Source organism: Carnobacterium gallinarum DSM 4847 (assembly GCF_000744375.1).
Lineage (GTDB): Bacteria > Bacillota > Bacilli > Lactobacillales > Carnobacteriaceae > Carnobacterium > Carnobacterium gallinarum.
In genome coordinates this window covers 110,674-129,527 of record NZ_JQLU01000004.1, presented here as the reverse complement: position 1 = coordinate 129,527, position 18,854 = coordinate 110,674, and the positions used below count along the sequence as shown (strand labels likewise).

Genomic DNA, 18,854 nt, shown 5'->3' with positions numbered 1-18,854 from the left:
ATTTCTAGTTTACTTTTTTTAGACAGCTGATAAAAAATCCATCTGTATCAAAATCATGAGGATAAATTTGTAGCAGCTCATCATCCAGACAAGGCTTAAGCGTATCATCAACTAAAATCGTTGTCTTTTCAAATTCAGGATGTAAGGCTAAAAATTGTTCAACTGTTTGACTATTCTCTTCTTCTGTAATTGTACATGTGCTATAGACCATTATACCGTATTTTTTCAATTTTGGTGCAACACTTTCCAAAATTTCTAATTGAATCTTCTGTAAGTTAAGCAAATCCCGTTCTTTTTTCGTATATTTAATATCTGGTTTCCGACGCATTAGACCTAAACCTGAACAAGGAGCATCTACTAAAATCCGATCAAATGTTTCATTTTCAAATAATTCATCGACTTTTCTAGCATCTAAAACAACGCCTTCTACAACATCATCTACATGTAAACGAGCAGCATTTTCGTTGATTAATTTTATTTTATGCTTATGCAAGTCTAGCGCTGTAACTTTTCCGCCAGCTTCCTTAGATAAGAACGAAGCAATATGTGTTGTTTTCCCACCGGGAGCAGCACAAGCATCTAATACTTGATGGTGAGATTCGATTTGCATAGCTGGTGCTACAAGCATTGATGTTTCGTCTTGAATTGTCAACTGACCTGATGTAAATAGAGGAGAAGAGGCAAAATGACCACCATCACTAATGACAGCATCAGGCGTAATTTCACTTTTGCGAACGGCAAAGCCTTCTTCTTCAAGGGCCTCCAATGCTTCATCAACCGTTAAATAACGTTGATTAACTCTAGCACTAGCACGACTTGGAATTAATAAGGATTCTCCCAACTCTCGAGTTTCGTCAAAACCAATTTGTTGAATGAATTTTTCAACTAACCATAACGGCATACTAATTTCTAAACTTAAACGTTCAGCATCATTTTCAATCTTATCTAAGTCTTTAAAACCACGACGCTCTGCATTACGCAACACACCATTTACAAATTTACTAACGCCTACATGTCCTTTTTTCTTCGCAATTTCTGCAGCTTCAAAAAGGATTGCATGTTGTGGAATTTTGTCTAAATAAATCATTTGATAAATGGATAAACGCAATAAATTACGGACCCATGAATCAATTTTTTTATCTTCATTTAAAAAATCAGCTAAATAAAAATCAAGTGTTAAGCGACGTTGCAACACGCCATATACTAATTCAGTCAATAAACCAGCATCTGCTGAACTTAATTTATTTTTTTGAATAGACTCGTTTAAAAGTAAGTTTGAGTATGCCCCATTTTTTTCAGTTTTATCTAAAATTTCCATTGCTAAATAACGACTTGTTTTTTTTGTATTGCGTTTTTGAATTTCAGGTTTCTTTTCATTTTCTTGTTTAGGCATCTTGTCCCACCATTTCTCCAACAGTTAATTGACTACCAACGCCTCGTAAAAACTCACCAGCAGTTAATTTGCCTTTTCCAGCTGGTTGAATTTGATTTAATCGTAAAACCGTTCCAGCTCCACAAGCCACTAGAATAGCTTCTTTTTCAAGAGCAATAATCGTCCCAGGTTTTTCTATTGTTTTCTCATCTACCATAGGAGTAACATCCCATATCTTTAAACGATTGCCTTGTAACATAGTATAAGCTACTGGCCACGGACGCATGCCACGGACTTTCCAATCAATCTCTGTCGCCGTTTTTCCCCAATCCACAACTTCTTCTTCTCGTGAAATATTTGGTGAATACGTGACTAGAGCTTCATCTTGTTTGATGGGTTGAATCGTTCCTGCGATTAGATGTGGCAACGTTTCTAGTAATAAATCACGACCAACAATACTTAATCGCTCAAACAAACTTCCAACATCGTCTTTTGATGTAATACTTAATGTCCGTTGCCCTAAAATATCACCGGCATCCATTTTCTTTTCCATATACATAATCGTTACGCCGGTTTCTGTTTCACCGTTGATTAATGCATAATGAATAGGTGCGCCACCACGGTATTTCGGTAACAACGAAGCATGAACGTTAACCGCACCTAGTCTAGGTACATCTAATAAGCTTTGTGGCAAAAATTGACCAAAAGCTGCAGTGACGATTAAATCTGGTTGCAATTCAACGATTGCTTGCATCTCGGCTGAACCACTAATTTTTTCAGGTTGTAACACCATGATTCCTTGTTTTACAGCTGCTTCTTTAACCGGTGTTGGAGTAAGTACTTTCTTACGCCCAACTGGTCGATCTGGTTGTGTAACAACAGCTACTACTTCGTATTCCTCATGTGCAATCAATGCTTCTAAAATTGGCACTGAAAATGCTGGGGTTCCCATAAATACAATTTTTGTCATTCTTCATGTTCCTCCATATACGCATCTAAGGCTTCAGGATCAATATGATCGATAATTTTGTCAGTAAATAGTTGGCCATCTAAATGCTCTAATTCATGCTGAAAAGCTCTAGCTAAATAGCCATCTGCTTCAACCTCATATTCATCACCAAAACGATCGGTAAAGCGAACAACAATATACTCAGCTCGTTCAACAGTACCATATACATCTGGAAAGCTAAGGCAGCCTTCTACATCAATACTTGAGCCTTCCTTTTCGATAATTTCAGGGTTAATCATTTCAAACAAACCCGTTTCTTCATCTAATTCAACTAGTGCAATACGCAAACTTTGATTAACTTGTGGCGCAGCAATTCCAATTCCATCATTTTCAATCATTGTGTCGTACATATCACTTAATAGTTGTAAAATTTCATCTGTAATTTCAGTGACTTTAGCTGTTGGGCTTTCAAGAATGTCATCTGGATATTTGACTATTGGTAATAATGCCATTTAGTCGCCTTCTCTCTTTTTTATAATTTATTTAGTTCAGACTTTATTTTTTAAATAAAATGCATTGGTTCCGAATCGATTGATACATGCAAACCACGGGCCATTTCTCTCTGTGAGTTGTTTAAAAGCTCATGTAATTTTGGAAACAGTTGTGGTTCCTGTTTGTATTTGATAATAGTTTGATAATAGTAGCGATTATTGACTCGTGCTACAGCTTTAGGAGTTGGTCCTAAAATAATCGTTTCTGGCTGCATCTCTGGACGAATAAACTGAACAATTTCTTGCATTTTTTTAGCCGCCACAACTTCTTCTTCATGGCTCGTTGTAATTAAAATTGTGTAATAATAAGGTGGATAACTACCACGATGCCGTAACATCATCTCATGCTGATAAAAATGATCGTAATCATGTTTTTGAGCTAAAACAATCGCATAATGCTCTGGATTGTAGGTCTGCACAATGACTTCACCAGTTAATTCCGCACGTCCTGCACGGCCACTGACTTGAGTCAGTAATTGAAAAGTGCGTTCACTTGCACGAAAATCAGGCAACCCTAATGCTGTATCAGCATTTAGAACTCCAACCAGTGTAATATTGGGAAAATCCAAGCCTTTGGCAATCATTTGTGTCCCTAATAAAATATCGGCTTCTCCATTTCCAAAAGCTGTTAATAACTTTTCATGAGCGCCTTTTTTCCGAGTTGTATCTACATCCATCCGAATAATCGAAGCTTCTGGAATTAAGCTTTGTAACTCTTCTTCAATTTTTTGTGTCCCAGTTCCATAGTAGCGAATTTTATGACCTTTACAGCTTGGACACGTATGAGGGATTCCCTCTTCATGTCCACAATAGTGACATTTCATTGTTTTTGTATCCATGTGTAACGTTAATGAGATATCACAGTTTGGGCAAGGTAAAACAAACCCACAATCGCGGCACATAACAAATGAAGAATAGCCACGCCTGTTCAACAATAACACGATTTGCTCTCTTTTGGCAATGCGATCACGAATTTTTTCTTGTAATACCAATGAAAAACTACTACGATTCTGTAATTTTAATTCATCTCGCATATCAATAATCTCAACTTCAGGCAGAGCCTTCTTGTTGGCTCTTTCAGTTAATTCTAATAACGTATACACATTTTTCTGTGCCCTAGCACGAGATTCCAATGAAGGCGTAGCACTACCTAATATGACTGGACAATGATGGAATTGACTCCGCCACAAAGCAATATCACGGGCATGATAACGAGGGCTTTCGTCTTGTTTATAAGAACCCTCATGTTCTTCATCAATAATAATAACTCCAATATTCGTTACAGGTGCAAAAATTGACGAACGAGCCCCGACAACAACTTTTGCCTCACCACGCTCAATTTTGCGCCACTCATCGTATTTTTCACCTACTGATAATCCACTATGAAGCACAGCAACTTCATCACCAAAACGCCCTTTAAAATGATTCACCATTTGAGGAGTTAAAGCAATTTCTGGCACTAACATCAAGGCGCTTTTTCCTTGTTGCAATGTTTCAGCAATAGTTTGTAGGTAGACTTCTGTTTTTCCGCTTCCTGTAACGCCTTTTAATAGAAAGGTTTCAGCACGATTTTCTGACATAGCAGCTAATATTGGCGTAATAGCCGCTTGCTGACTAGCATTTAAGATAAAGGCTTCTGTTTGCTTAAATTCACGTTCTTTAAAAGGATCTCGGTAAATTTCTTCTTCATAAAAAGCTAACCACCCTTTTACTTCCGCCTCTTTTAAATTAGCAGCAGTCAAGGAAGTTGTGGCTTTTATTTCTGCAACACTTTTCACTTCTTCTCCCAATGATTGAAGATAACTTAATAAGACTTGCTGTTTAGGGCCTCGCTTGCCTAACGCATTTAGCTCTTCTTCTACCTGTTGAAAAGAAAGTAAACTTTTAACCATCCGTTGTTTTTTTGCTCTAGCTTGATTTCGGACTTCATAAATCACTTCAACCATATCCGTTTTTTTCAATTCCATTAATTGAGGCAATATCTCACGTTCTTCAGCTTCTATCCAACTAATTTCAGCTTGTCCTTTAAACAAACTAAAAAAAAGTTCCTCTGGAATTTCATCAATCAACCGAATTTTCTTTTCATATTTGGCACGCATAACACTAGGCAACATCGTTTGCAGACAAGTAATTTGGAAGGCAAATGTAGTCCGCGCCATTTCTTGTCCTAGTGCTAACATTTCATCATTTAAAACTGGATTCAAATCCATTAGATTTGCAATATATTTTAATTCACCTGTGTAATCTGTTGAGTGAACAATCGCAACCACAAAACCTTGAACACGTCGACCACCTTTACCAAAAGGAACTTCAACACGCATTCCTCTAGTCAGTTGCTTCTCAAATTCACTTGGAACACCATAATCATAGGGCTGATTGGTTTGCATTGTTGGGACATCTACAATAACCTTTGCAATTGACACCATTTACATTCACACCCTCTTCATCTGCTAATTTTTACGATTGAGCTGTTCTAAAACAACTGCTAAAATACCTTTAGCAATCTCAGCTTTACTTCTAACTGATAATGCAATCGGCTCTGCTAATTTGCTATAAATAGTCACTTCATTCGTATCTTTATTAAAGCCTGCATGAGGTTGTGATACATCATTTGCAACAATCATATCTGCCTTTTTCTTTTCTAATTTTCCCATTGCATATGTTGCAATATTGGTTGTTTCAGCTGCAAATCCAACTAAAAACTGTTGCTTTTTCTTCTGACCTAGTTCAGCCAAAATATCAGTTGTTTTTAATAATTCTATGGTCATTTTAGCATCTGATTTTTTAATTTTTTCTTTGACTTCATTTGCTGGTTTATAATCTGAAACTGCAGCTGCCATAATGACAATATCTGTTGTATCAAACTCCGTTAAAATAGCTGTCTCCATTTCACTAGAAGTTTCAACAGGAATTACAGTTATTCCTACTGGATTTGGCAATAGCTGACTTGCAGAAATCAAATAAACCTCTGCTCCTAAATCACGTGCCGCAATTGCTAAACTATAGCCCATTTTTCCAGAAGAATCATTGGTAATGAAGCGAACAGGATCAATTCGTTCTTTTGTACCACCAGCTGTGACAATCATTTTTCTTCCTTTCAAAGGCAAATCAGCTTGTCTTTGGGTTAAATCTAATTCAATTTCAGTTATAATATCTGCTGGTTCAGGCAAACGTCCACGCCCTTCATAACCTTCTGCTAAAAAACCAGTTGCCGGTTCAATCACACGTCTTCCATCTAATGCAATTGTTTTTAAATTACGAACCGTTGCTGGATTTTCTAACATATGCTGATTCATTGCTGGAACAATATATATTGGGGCTGTTGTGGCTAATAGCGCTGTCGAGACAAAATCATCTGCAATTCCATTCGCAAGTTTGGCGATACTATTAGCCGTTGCCGGAGCAATAATCGCTAAATCAGACCAATCAGCCAAATGAATATGTGCAACTTCACTACTAATTTTTTCATCAAAGGTATCTAAATAAACATCATTTTTACTTAATACTTGAAAGGTTAATGGCGCTACAAATTGCGTTGCTGATTCAGTCATTGCAACTTTCACTTCAGCACCAGCTTTAATTAATTTTCGGGTTAAATCACAAACTTTATAAACGGCAATTCCACCAGTTACATATAAAGCGACTTTCTTACCTGCTAACATGGTCAAATTCTCCCTTCACATACGGAAATTTTTCGTTTAAATTTTATTTTTTAGTTGTCTATGAAAAATAAGCACTCTCTTTGATTCTCATACTTTTTTATTCACTATTTTAACTATCTTGTCTATTCTACTAGAAAATACCACATTTGTCTTGAAAAACAGCTAATTTAGTATTTGTTTTAAGCAATTATTCTATTTTTAGGAAACTTCCTTACACTAACTTGTCTTAAAACTAACAACTAATCTTCACTAGATCTTTCCAATAAGAATTCCAAACTTTAGAATATCTGTTAGCTTAGCTAACTTTCTACTACATTCTACAAAATTCCTATGATTTGCCTATTCTTTTACTAACCAATGAACATGTTTACTTGCTTTTAAATTCTTCAATTAATTTTAAAATAACTGGTGATGAATTGGCGATTGTTAGACTATCTAGCTCTATCCATAAACTACCTAAGGAATCATTTTCTTCTACCACCTCGAACCGATGCTCTTGTTCTTTCACTTCAATATCATATAGAACAAAAACATGATGCACAAGGTTCTGATTTCCTGATTGTTGAACAAAAGTATCGTAACAACGAACATTTTCATAGTTAACAACAAAATAGCTCGTTTCTTCCCTCACTTCTCTTTTTAGTGTATCGACAAGACTTTCAAAGGGCTTTTGACTTCCTCCTGGCAAATCAAAACGATTTTGATAAGGTCCAGTTGCTTTCTGAATACATAATAGTTTTTCTTCTTTAAAACTGACTCCATAAATACCAAAGTGCGTACTGTATTCTCCCATTTCTATCGACATCCTTTCAACTCTATCATTAGCGAGCTGCCTATTTTGATTCAAATTTTATGAGAGCTAAAAATAAAAAAACTCTCAAACCTAATTGGAATGAGAAATCTAGTTCTTTGCCTGTTTCATAAGTTTATATAAGTCGGTTTTATTCAAAAGAAACTAGACAAAAAAAAGTTAGGCTTTTCAGCGCTAACTTTAGGAGTCGTACAACGATCAGTCTACTCTTCTGGTCCAACAGTTGTTGGATCAATCACTAAATCGCCAGCGTTAACTTCTTCTAACGCTTTTCCAACATTTTTATGAGAATCATATTTTTCCAATAAAGGCATATCTTTAGCATGTAATTGGTGCGCGCGTTTACTAGCAATAATCACCAACGAATATTTTGAATCAATTTTTTCTAACAAGTTATCAATAGACGGTTCTAGCATCATATTATTTACAGCTCCTCAATCATTTTTTTATAACGGTGAATCACTCGTGATACGCGTAAGTGTTCACTTTCAATAATCTGTTTAATCTTTCTAACAGCATTCTCAACTTCATCATTAACCACAGCATAATCATAGAGGCGCATCATCTCAATCTCTTCAACAGCTTTTTCCATCCGTTGTTCAATAACTGCCATCTCATCTGTGCCACGACCAACAATCCGTGATTTTAATTCTACCAAATCCGGTGGCGTTAGGAAAATAAAAACTCCTTCAGGCATTTTTTCACGAACCTGTAGAGCTCCTTGAACTTCTATTTCTAAAAAGACATCCTTGCCACGCTGTAAAGTCTCCTCAACATAAGCCAACGGTGTGCCATAGTAATTTCCTACATACTCAGCATACTCTAATAGGCCACCATTATCAATCAAAGTTTCAAATTCTTTTTTGTTACTAAAGAAATAATCGACTTTATCGGTTTCTCCTACTCGTTGTTTACGTGTTGTCATAGAAATTGAATATTCAAAATCCGTGTCTTCATTTTCAAAAATTGCTTGTCTTACAGTTCCTTTACCGACACCAGACGGTCCAGAAAGAACTATTAAAAGCCCACGTTCTGCCATTAGTTAAATCCCTCTCTATGCTGTACTTTATTCAATATTTTGAACTTGTTCTCTAATTTTTTCCAACTCAGTTTTCATTAGAATCACTGTATCTGATAATTTTAACTGATTGGCTTTTGACCCAATTGTATTGACTTCCCGATTCATTTCTTGAATAAGAAAATCCAACTCACGCCCCACTGGTTCTTGCTTTTCTAGCAGTTTAGTAAGATGAATCACATGGCTATCTAAGCGTTCTAACTCTTCATGAATGTCTGCTTTTTCTAACAAGACAGCTAGTTCAGTCAATAAACGAGGTTCATCCACCAAATTCCCTAAGACTTCATTTAAACGATTTTCTAATCGCGTTCGATAGTGAGCTTCAAATAAATCCGTCATCACAACAATCTGACCAATTGCTTCTTTAAAAGCAGCAACATGGTTGAGCAAATGTTCTTTTAAACGCAAACCTTCCGCTTCACGATTTAAAACCAATTCAGCTAAAGCCGCTTCAGCCGCTTCACTAATTAACGGCTCAATAGTCGCTTCATCTAAATCTTGCTCTTGAATCATTAGAAAATCATCTGAAGCAAATAATTGTGGCAAACTAGCTGAAAAATCAATGTCTGGTTGAGCAGCATAACGTTCTTTTGCTTCCGTTACAAAATGAACCGCTTCATCAACCAATGACCAATTTACAACTAACTCTTTTTGACCACTAACGCTCTTTTTAAAATTGACATATACTTCAACTCGACCACGTTTTAATTGACTGCCTAATTGTTTTTTGATCGGTAGCTCCATAAAATTTAATTCTTTAGGCATCCGAGCAACAATTTCTAAAAAGCGATGATTGATTGACTTAATTTCAATATCAATTTGATAATCTAAACGACTAATAGAAGCTCGACCAAAACCAGTCATACTCTTCATAAGCTTCCATCTCCCTTAAATATCAATAGCGGCTAATGCTTGTTTTAACCCTTTGACTTCTTCATTCGATAGCGTCAAACCTTTACCCATTTTTTCATGTTCAGAATCCCAATCACGCAAATCAAACTTGGGCGGATTGCCATTCCAGCTTACTAAGTTTAGTTCTTTTTTCCAACCTTTGGCATTCTCAGAAAGAACTGCAATTTCTTCCATAATTTCAAATGAAAATTCTTTTGCCATTTTTCACCATCCAATCGACTAAAATCACCTTTTATTTTGCAAACTCAACATTTAAAAATTCATTTGTTAGTGTACCATAAAATCCGCTTCGATTATAGACTTTTTACTGAGAAAATTTATTCATCTAACTTCCCACGTAAATAATATAAATAAGCTGCCATCATAAATGCCACTGGTTTCCGATAAATCAGCCATTGTAGATTGCGTGACTGGCTTAACTGCTCTTGATTATTTTCCAACAAGGTGACAAAATAAAGCACCATTTTTTGATCTGAAATAAACGGAATTTCTTGAGAATAGCGATCTAACCATTCCTCACCACTATAGATCATCTCTAGTTCATTCTCAGTCACACTATTTTTTTCTTGAAGTTGTTGAATTTTTGTCAAAATCAACTGATTAAATTCAGGAAAACGATAAATTTTAGTTGGTTCAATGTGTAACATTTTAGCTGTTAACTCATGAAGGGCATAGCTTAGCTCAAGCTTTCCAATTCGACCACGCCAAGCGCTTCTTAATCGTTTTAGTAAATATTCTTGATTTTTTTCATTTCCCACGAACTGACTAACGAAGTCTGTCGGCTGTTGATTTAACAGTTCCCGAAATGCTTGATAAAAATGCTTTTGATGTTGTTGTACATCTGCATTTTTAAAACTATACCAGCTACCCGATAAACGTTGGTAGCTTTTTAAGGTCTCTAAATAGCCTAAATTGATATTCACCTTAGAACGAGCACCATCAAAAAGCAACACGGCTCCTAATGGCCATTTACTCACGATTTCTTGCACTTGGCAATCCGCTGGCACAGAAATTGATTTGGTAATGCCTGGACCTTTAACATCTACCACAATTAAATTAGTCGCACCTTTAGATAACGCTAAATCAATCGGAATATTATCATGGTATCCACCATCTACATATAATTTTTCACCAATTCGTGTAGGTTGCATTGCAGGGAAAAATGAAGCACTTCCTAATAAATACGAACTAACCAATCCTTTTGGAATTTCATCTAAAAAGATAAATTTTTGACGCATCGATGGAAATTCAGTCAAAGCAATTCCAAAATCAATTTTTTTACTGCGCATTCGTTCTTCATCTAATAAGCCTTCAATAATGGTCTCTTTTAAAGGCGATGCACTGATTCCTTTCTTACGAAAAGCATTGAAAATAAATGCTCCAACAGTTTGTTGATAGCCTCTAAAACTAGTCGCATTTACAGGGGTTTCAAATTCTAAAACATGATTGGTTTCAATCTGCTGCCACATTTCTAATGCTGCTTCGTAATCTCCTTGAACGATTAAACCACCATTTAATGCCCCGACAGATGTTCCTGTTACAATCTCAAACTTAATGCCTAGTTCAATCAAAGCTTGCCAAACACCAATTTGATAGGCTCCTCTGGCACCACCACCACCTAAAACCAATGCTGTTTTCTTTTTCTTTTCAACCTCTACTGTCATCTCGTCACCTACTTTATCCTCTTCAGTTTATAGTATTAATAGTAGCGAATCGACTACATAAAAGCTAGTTTAACCCCTTATTTCTATGAATGTTTAGCCAATAATCGCATTTTCTTCCGGGTATTTAAATTTCACATTTGTTTCATGGTCACGTTTAACCAATGCCAGTAAAATAGTGAAAATTCCAACTCGTCCCATGAACATCAATGACATAATAACTACTTTTCCAATACTAGTTAAATCTGGCGTTAATCCCAATGTAACTCCTACCGTTCCAAAAGCCGAAAAAACTTCAAAAACAATATATTCAATCCCAAATCCAGTCGGAATTTTTTCTGTCATACTAAGCAGAATAATCGCCGTTGTAATAGTAGTCATTGTAATAAATAGTAATACAAAAGCACGGTTTATTACTTTAATATTAATCGAACGATCTAAGAATTGAGTGGTTTCACGACCTTTAAAAATGGAGTAAGCATGCATCACTAGAATTCCAAAAGTTGACGTTTTTAACCCTCCCGCTGTTGAACCTGACGAGCCCCCAATATACATTAGAAAACAAGTAATTAGAATACCTGCAAGTGACAAATCATGATATGGAATACTGTTAAAGCCAGCTGTTCTTGGCGTCACCGTTAAGAAAAATGTATTCAATAAACGATTGCCAAATGATAATTTATCCATCTGTCCTAAATTAGCTTCTGTTACTAGGAATAAAATAAAACCACCTAATAATAACACTCCCGTCACTCGCAAAGTTAACTTTGTATGAAAAGAAAGACGTTTATTTTTTTGATACGTTAACAAATCACGCCAAACAATAAATCCAAGTCCACCTGCAATAATTAAAAAGCTTAATACACCAATGACCAATGGATTACTTTGAAACGATTCCAAACTATTACCGAATAAATCAAAACCAGCATTACAAAACGCTGAAATTGAATGAAACACACTAAAAAACAATCCTTTTAAAACACCATAACGTGGAATAAAATCAATACTTAAAATCATCGCACCAATGAGTTGCACACCAATTGCAAATTTAATAATATAAATAATTAGCTTAATCCCACCAGATAATTGATCTAAATTCAATGCTTCTTTCATTAAAATCCGCATTCGTAAATTGACTTTTTTTCTTGAAATTAAAAAAATCAATATTGTGAAGGACATAAAGCCTAAACCACCGATTTCAATTAAAAGCATAATTATTAATTTCCCAGCAATACTCCAATGAGCAGCAGTATTCAAAGTAACCAAGCCTGTTACGCAGACGGCTGAAGTTGCCGTAAATAATGCATCTAAAAAATTAGTCGCTTCATTGGCCTGTGAAGCAAAGGGTAAAGATAACAAAATCCCACCTAATAAAATTGTTCCTAAAAAACCTAATGCTAAAACTTGAACTGGCGAAGCTTTCCAATACCGTTGCTTCAAGCGCCTTTTTCTCGTCACCTTTTCTCACTCCTATGGCAATATTAAATAAATTTTAGTTATTTATCTATTAATATGTTTTATCTTAACTTTGATTATACCTTCTTCACTTAGTTTTTCCTAGTTATTTTATAAACAAATAAATCCAACAATAAGGAGAGAATTGCAGCCTTATTATTGGATCCATCATTTCTATTACTTACCCATATCTTTAACTTTCATTAAACGAGTAATGCTCGCTCGTTCATTTTCTTCTAATTTCATTTGAATATAACGGATCGTTTCCTCTAATTGAGGAATAGTCATATATTCTAAAGCATTTACACGTCTTCTGGTTTTTTCAATTTCATTTGCCATTAACTGACATGTTTTTTCAATTTCTGACAATTCTAATAAGTTGGGCATTACTTGTGACATTTCAGAAATAGACTGATCCAGCTCGCTATTAGAATTTAAGTACCCATAACGCAGCTGATTTTCCTCTTCTTCATCTATTTTCGTTTCTTCATATGAAAAATTCATAACTGGCACAACAACACTCATAATATTTTTTTCATAAATATCTAACGTGACATTCTTTGGTGGAACCACAACTAATTCTTCAATAAAAGCTTCATTTAAAAGCGCTTTGGCCATGACAAAAGATTGCATACCTGCTGTTAAACGTTCCTCTACTTCAGAACGTAGCACATTATTTTTACGAATTAACAAAATAAAACGACGCATCAATTCATCTTGTTTATCTTTTAATAATTTATGTCCCCTTGTTGCAGTTGTTAAGCGTTTCTTTAATTTAGAAAGCTCCATGCGGGTAGGATTCACATTTAAACGTACCATTTATGACTCACTCTCCCTCTGGCAAAAATGTATCCAAAAGATCGTCTTTAATTCGTTTTAATTCGGTCCTTGGCAGGATGCTTAACAGCTCCCAACCTAAATCTAGCGTTTCTTCAATTGTCCGATTGGTAGTAAAACCTTGGTTAATGTACTCTTTTTCAAACCGGTCTGCAAAGATTGCATAGAGTTTATCTACTTTAGAAAGGGCAGATTCTCCTAATACAACGGCTAATTCCTTGGCTTGTTTCCCCTCGGCATATGCAGCAAAAAGCTGATTCATTGTTGCGGCATGATCGTAACGTGTTTTCCCTTCACCCGTTCCTTTGTCTTTTAGACGGGAAAGTGACGGCAATACATCTATCGGTGGCTGAATACCACTCTTATACAAATCACGAGACAGAATAATCTGACCTTCCGTAATATATCCAGTTAAATCAGGAATTGGGTGTGTTTTATCGTCCTCTGGCATCGTTAAAATAGGAATTTGTGTAACAGAACCTTTCTTCCCTTTTAAGCGTCCAGCGCGCTCATATAGAGTCGCTAGATTTGTATATAAATATCCTGGATAGCCACGACGACCTGGAACTTCACGACGAGCTGCTGAAATTTCACGCAACGCTTCACAGTAATTAGTCATATCCGTCATAATCACTAAGACTTGCATGCCTTTTTCATAAGCCAAATATTCCGCAGCTGTTAAAGCCATTTTAGGGGTCGCAATTCGTTCAATCGCTGGATCATTAGCTAGATTCACAAACATAACCGAACGATCAATCGCTCCTGTTTTCCGAAAATCTTCCATGAAAAATTCAGCTTCTTCAAAGGTAATTCCGATAGCTGCAAAAACAACCGCAAAGGAATCTTCACTATTTAAAACCGTTGCTTGACGAGCAATCTGTGCCGCTAATTCTTTATGTGGCAAACCTGACCCTGAAAAAACAGGTAGCTTTTGACCACGAACTAACGTATTCAAATGATCAATTGCTGAAATTCCCGTTTGAATAAATTCATTTGGATAATCTCGGGCCATCGGGTTAATAGCTTCTCCATTTACATCTAAGCGTTTTTCAGCTAATAATTCAGGACCACCATCTTTTACGCGCCCCATACCATCAAAGACACGACCAACCATATCTTCTGAAACACCTAATGAAAGCGGGCGACCAAGGAAACGAACTTTAGAATCTTTTAAATTAATTCCATCAGAACCTTCAAAAATCTGAACCATCGCCTTATCCCCATCAACTTCTAAAACTTGACCATGACGGGTTTCACCATTTTGCATTTGAATTTCAACAAGCTCATCGTATTTCACACCAGAAACTTGCTCAACTGCCATTAAGGGACCAACAACCTCACTAATCGTACGATACTCTTTAAGCATGATTTGTCATCCCTCCATTTGCAATAATTTCTTTCACGTTTAATTCGATATCTGTTTTAATTTGCTGGAATTTTTCAAGTTCTGTTTCCGGAATGTATTTACTTCGAGCAATCCGATCACGTAACTTGCTTGTTCCATCCATAATTTCAGTCAAATAAGAACCCATTTCTAATGCTTTTTGAGCCTCATCGCCAAAAGTTAAAATTAAATGTAACATTTCATATTGTTTTTGTCTGGATGTATACGTATCAACATCATCAAAAGCATTTTGTTGCAAATAATCTTCACGAATTGACTTGGCTACTTCTAACGTTAAACGATCTTTTTCTGACAATGAATCAACACCAACCAAACGAACAATTTCTTCTAGTTGTGACTCTTCCTGTAAGATACTCATCGCTTTCGTTACCATAGCACTCCAATTGGTTTTTAAAATCTCATCATTGTATTTGCCAACTTCCGTTAAATACAATGAATACGAACTTAACCAGTTAATTGATGGAAAATGACGTTTTTGCGCCAAAATGGAATCTAATCCCCAGAAAACTTTAACAATTCGTAGTGTATTTTGAGTAACTGGCTCAGAAATATCCCCACCAGGTGGTGATACCGCTCCAATCGCAGTAATACTTCCTTGACGACCTTCACTACCTAAAGCAATAGCTAAACCGGCACGTTCATAGTACTCCGCAATTCGACTGCCTAAATAAGCTGGATAACCTTCATCCCCAGGCATTTCTTCTAAACGTCCAGACATTTCACGTAAAGCTTCTGCCCAACGAGAAGTTGAATCAGCCATAATTGCCACACTATACCCCATATCACGGAAGTATTCCGCAATCGTGATTCCTGTGTAAATTGAAGCTTCACGAGCCGCTACTGGCATATTAGAGGTATTTGCAATTAAGATAGTTCGTTCCATAATAGATTCACCTGTGTTAGGATCAATTAATTCAGGAAACTCATTAATTACATCGGTCATTTCATTTCCTCGTTCCCCACAACCAACGTAGACAACAATCTCAACATCACTCCATTTAGCAATTTGATGTTGCACAACCGTTTTCCCTGCCCCAAACGGACCCGGAACAGCTGCTGCTCCACCTTTAACTACTGGGAAAAAGGTATCAATAACACGTTGTCCCGTTGTCATCGGTTCACCTGGATTTAATTTTTTCGCAATTGGACGCCCACGACGAACAGGCCATTTTTGCATCATCGTTAATTCTTTAGAACCGTTTTCTGTTTCTAACGTATACACCACTTCATTTAAATCAAATGCACCCGCTTTAATATCTAACACTTTTCCTTTGACTCCGTTGGGGACCATAATTTTATGTGTAATGACTTTTGTTTCCTGAACAGTTCCTACAATATCACCACTAATGACCTCATCACCAATAGCTACTGATGGTTCAAAATGCCATTTTTTAGTTCGATCTAAGGCTTCAACAGATACACCACGGACTAAGAAATCACTTTTAGTCACATCCATAAATTCAGCTAGAGGACGTTGAATTCCATCAAACATCTGGGCAATCAACCCTGGTCCTAATTCAACCGATAATGCTTCACCTGTTGTGACAACTGGCTCACCTGGTCCAACACCAGAAGTTTCTTCATAAACTTGAATCGAGGCCACATCTCCTCGCATTTCAATAATTTCACCAATTAAGCCAATTTCACCTACTTGACAGATATCTTGAATATTTGCTTCTTCCATTCCTTCAGCCATAACTAAAGGACCAGAAACTTTAATAATTTTTCCTTTTTTCAAGTAAATAGCCTCCTGCTATAAAATATTTTGACCAACAGCTTTCTCAACATTTTCCTGAATGCGACTTTTTCCGATATTTAATGTGCCTAAATGATTCGGAATTAAAATAATTGCTGGCGTAATTTGATCGTCATAACGATTAATTGTTTCTGGAATCTCAGCACCTAGCTGTTCTGTTACATAGATAATGCCATAATTCTTCCCAGCTAAATCATCAATAATCCGTCTGCCTATCTCAGCCTCAGCAGCATGAAAAACATCAAAACCTAAAATTTTAAAAGGCAAAACCGAATCTTTATCTCCTACTACACCAATTTTATGAGCCATAGTTGATTCGCATCCTTTCTTCTAAAGCTGTTTGAGAAAGTTGATTATTTTTACCTACTAATAATAAACGTAAATTTTTAATTTCTGTTTCTTTTGCATATAAATAGGCTAACATTGGCATCGGTCCAAAAATATCAAACTTAGCTTCTTGGAAAAATGCCATTAATGCATTATCTGTTGCTAAATCCAAAGCAACTGGTGACAAACGCCCTGTTTCAGGATTTGTTGCCGTTTCGATAATAGATTCATATGGGAAACTGCTTAATTTTTTTGGCAAACTCGTTAAATCTTCCGTAATTAAAGCCAGTAGCTGTTCTTTTGGAATCTTCCCAGCACTTGATAAAATCGTTCTAAGAAAGTTCTGGGTTTGTTTTTGATTCACTGCTCGCGATAAAGTCGATAAATTACTTAAATCAATAAATAATTCGATACACTCAATAATTCTAGGCACCTTTAAGGCTACAGCAATCGCTTTTAAATGATGAAAATAAGCTCGATCTAACAAGATATCCACTGCTTGAATCGCTTGATATTCTTCATAGTACGCTTTCGTATCAGCAATTGCTGCTAAAATCATCGGATCCAGCAACTCAGACTTCCCCGTTTCAACAGCATTTCGTAATGCCGAAAGTGGCTCACGCCCAATATCAATTAGCAAAAAATCAAAATTCTCTCCGACTAATTTAGCTTTCAAAAGAACTTTTAAGTTATGATACGTGTAACGTAATGAAAATAATTCAATTAAGCGTGGCTCTGGCGTTAAATCAAATAGTTCTTGAAACGTTCGTTGCATTTCATTATCTAATAATACATCGTATTCTTTCGTTTCTTTCATTCTCTCAACATCTTGTCGATACGGACTATCTTTTAAAACATTTACCGCTTCGTCAAAATCCTTCGCCTGTAGCATAGTGTCAAATTGTTCTTTCTTTAATAGGCGTGTTTCAAACACTCGAATACGTGCATTTGTTCCTGCATAATCTGTATCTTTCATAACACCCTCCTAAGGAAATAACTTCCCTGCCAATAATGGAATCAAATTTTCTCTTTGCTCTGCAATTAATGAGGCAAAGCAAAAATTATAGTCAATTCCTGCAATTCTTAAAACAAAACCAGCTTCATTGGCAACATATTCTGGACTTAAAACGATTTTCCAGTGATTCGTTTCTGCTATATTTGCTAGCCATTCCTTTGAAAGCACATCTTTAGACTGTTCACCTAGAACTAATTCAATAGATTCTTCAGGCTGTAAATTCAGCAAGACACCTTCCACAAACTGTTGAAAATCAGCTGTATTCCAGTGACTCATTTCAGCTAAAGCCGCCTTAAAACAGTCACTTAAAATTTGTTGTTTTTCCGCCAGCAATTGATTGCGTAATTTCACTTTATAAGCATTTAATTGCAATTGATAGTCTTGCAACTGCTCTTCAGCAATTTTTTGCTGTTGTACTTTTTGCATTTCCTCTATCTGATGTTCGCCATTTAAGACAATAATCTCTGCTTGCGAACGTGTTTCCACTAGCTCTTTTGCCACCTCAGCCTCAACTCGTTCTATCATTTGGCTTGTTAATTTTTTCAAATCTGACATCGATTTACCCTCCTACTTTCTTATTTAAAGACTAGGATAAATGAAATTACAAACCCTAAAATTGCATATGTTTCTACCATCGCTGCGTAGATAACACCCTTCATCACATGCTCTGGGCGTTTAGCTAAAATCTGGATTCCAGCTGTAGCAACACGTCCTTGAGCAATCCCAGAAAATAAACCTGTAAAAGCAACTGGTAATGAGGCAATTAAGAAAAATAGTCCTTTGCTTAAAGAGATATCCATATCTGCATTAATAAAGATCATAAAAGCAATAACGAATCCATATAATCCCTGTGTTCCTGGTAATAGTTGTAAAATCAATGATTGACCAAATTTTTCTGGTTGTTCTGTCAATAGTGCTGCTGCTGCCTCACCTGTCATCCCAACCCCTTTAGCAGATCCAATTCCTGCAAAAATCATAGCAATCGCCATCCCTAAACTAGCAAACACAATTCCACCGTTATTCTCTGTTAAAAAACCTAACCAATTTGTCATTTGTTGTATTT

19 protein-coding genes are annotated in these 18,854 nt (G+C 36.1%); all 19 read right to left on the bottom strand.

Annotation, left to right across the window (positions count from 1 at the left end; translation table 11 throughout):
- Positions 1-4: 4 nt before the first annotated feature.
- Complete coding sequence (rsmB, locus tag BR43_RS03345) at positions 5-1,393, bottom strand: 16S rRNA (cytosine(967)-C(5))-methyltransferase RsmB (RefSeq protein ID WP_051933797.1); 1,389 nt, start codon at positions 1,391-1,393, stop codon at positions 5-7.
- The gene (gene fmt, locus BR43_RS03340) at positions 1,386-2,342 is read right to left on the bottom strand and encodes a methionyl-tRNA formyltransferase (RefSeq protein ID WP_034559473.1); all 957 of its coding nucleotides are present in this window, start codon (positions 2,340-2,342) and stop codon (positions 1,386-1,388) included. Before fmt ends, rsmB begins: the two co-directional genes overlap by 8 nt.
- Positions 2,339-2,833, bottom strand: coding sequence for a peptide deformylase (gene def, locus BR43_RS03335; RefSeq protein ID WP_034559471.1), 495 nt, complete (start codon positions 2,831-2,833; stop codon positions 2,339-2,341). The genes fmt and def overlap by 4 nt, the downstream gene beginning before the upstream one ends.
- A gap of 50 nt (positions 2,834-2,883) precedes the next feature.
- The gene (gene priA, locus BR43_RS03330) at positions 2,884-5,298 is read right to left on the bottom strand and encodes a primosomal protein N' (protein ID WP_034559469.1); all 2,415 of its coding nucleotides are present in this window, start codon (positions 5,296-5,298) and stop codon (positions 2,884-2,886) included.
- A gap of 24 nt (positions 5,299-5,322) precedes the next feature.
- Positions 5,323-6,534, bottom strand: coding sequence for a bifunctional phosphopantothenoylcysteine decarboxylase/phosphopantothenate--cysteine ligase CoaBC (gene coaBC / locus BR43_RS03325; protein ID WP_034559467.1), 1,212 nt, complete (start codon positions 6,532-6,534; stop codon positions 5,323-5,325).
- Positions 6,535-6,901: 367 nt separating this feature from the next.
- Positions 6,902-7,339 carry an NUDIX hydrolase gene (locus tag BR43_RS03320; protein WP_245617814.1) on the bottom strand — a complete coding sequence of 146 codons (438 nt, stop codon included), beginning with the start codon at positions 7,337-7,339 and terminating at the stop codon, positions 6,902-6,904.
- A gap of 209 nt (positions 7,340-7,548) precedes the next feature.
- Entirely contained in the window at positions 7,549-7,764 is a 216-nt protein-coding gene (gene rpoZ, locus BR43_RS03315; RefSeq protein ID WP_034559463.1) for a DNA-directed RNA polymerase subunit omega, read from the bottom strand.
- Between the two features lie 5 nt (positions 7,765-7,769).
- Positions 7,770-8,384: a guanylate kinase gene (gene gmk / locus BR43_RS03310; protein WP_034559461.1), complete on the bottom strand. Its 615-nt coding sequence runs from the start codon at positions 8,382-8,384 to the stop codon at positions 7,770-7,772.
- Positions 8,385-8,411: 27 nt separating this feature from the next.
- Positions 8,412-9,296 carry a YicC/YloC family endoribonuclease gene (locus BR43_RS03305; RefSeq protein WP_034559460.1) on the bottom strand — a complete coding sequence of 295 codons (885 nt, stop codon included), beginning with the start codon at positions 9,294-9,296 and terminating at the stop codon, positions 8,412-8,414.
- A 15-nt stretch (positions 9,297-9,311) separates the two neighbouring features.
- Positions 9,312-9,536, bottom strand: coding sequence for a YdbC family protein (locus BR43_RS03300; protein ID WP_034559459.1), 225 nt, complete (start codon positions 9,534-9,536; stop codon positions 9,312-9,314).
- A gap of 116 nt (positions 9,537-9,652) precedes the next feature.
- A complete protein-coding gene (locus BR43_RS03295; protein ID WP_034559458.1) occupies positions 9,653-10,999 on the bottom strand; it encodes a patatin-like phospholipase family protein in 1,347 nt (448 codons plus the stop codon).
- A gap of 93 nt (positions 11,000-11,092) precedes the next feature.
- On the bottom strand, positions 11,093-12,454 hold the full coding sequence (locus tag BR43_RS03290) for a TrkH family potassium uptake protein (RefSeq protein ID WP_245617813.1): 1,362 nt from the start codon (positions 12,452-12,454) through the stop codon (positions 11,093-11,095).
- Positions 12,455-12,628: 174 nt separating this feature from the next.
- Positions 12,629-13,270, bottom strand: a complete 642-nt coding sequence (locus tag BR43_RS03285) for a V-type ATP synthase subunit D (RefSeq protein WP_034559456.1) — start codon at positions 13,268-13,270, stop codon at positions 12,629-12,631.
- Between the two features lie 7 nt (positions 13,271-13,277).
- The gene (locus tag BR43_RS03280; RefSeq protein WP_034559455.1) at positions 13,278-14,654 is read right to left on the bottom strand and encodes a V-type ATP synthase subunit B; all 1,377 of its coding nucleotides are present in this window, start codon (positions 14,652-14,654) and stop codon (positions 13,278-13,280) included.
- Positions 14,647-16,431 (bottom strand): V-type ATP synthase subunit A, encoded by a 1,785-nt coding sequence (locus BR43_RS03275; RefSeq protein ID WP_034559453.1) that lies wholly within the window; start codon positions 16,429-16,431, stop codon positions 14,647-14,649. Before BR43_RS03275 ends, BR43_RS03280 begins: the two co-directional genes overlap by 8 nt.
- 15 nt (positions 16,432-16,446) lie before the next feature.
- On the bottom strand, positions 16,447-16,758 hold the full coding sequence (locus BR43_RS03270; protein WP_034559451.1) for a V-type ATP synthase subunit F: 312 nt from the start codon (positions 16,756-16,758) through the stop codon (positions 16,447-16,449).
- Positions 16,748-17,752 carry a V-type ATPase subunit gene (locus BR43_RS03265; RefSeq protein ID WP_034559449.1) on the bottom strand — a complete coding sequence of 335 codons (1,005 nt, stop codon included), beginning with the start codon at positions 17,750-17,752 and terminating at the stop codon, positions 16,748-16,750. The genes BR43_RS03270 and BR43_RS03265 overlap by 11 nt, the downstream gene beginning before the upstream one ends.
- Before the next feature lie 9 nt (positions 17,753-17,761).
- On the bottom strand, positions 17,762-18,346 hold the full coding sequence (locus BR43_RS03260; RefSeq protein ID WP_034559447.1) for a V-type ATP synthase subunit E: 585 nt from the start codon (positions 18,344-18,346) through the stop codon (positions 17,762-17,764).
- A gap of 20 nt (positions 18,347-18,366) precedes the next feature.
- Positions 18,367-18,843 carry a V-type ATP synthase subunit K gene (locus tag BR43_RS03255; RefSeq protein ID WP_034559445.1) on the bottom strand — a complete coding sequence of 159 codons (477 nt, stop codon included), beginning with the start codon at positions 18,841-18,843 and terminating at the stop codon, positions 18,367-18,369.
- Positions 18,844-18,854: the final 11 nt, after the last annotated feature.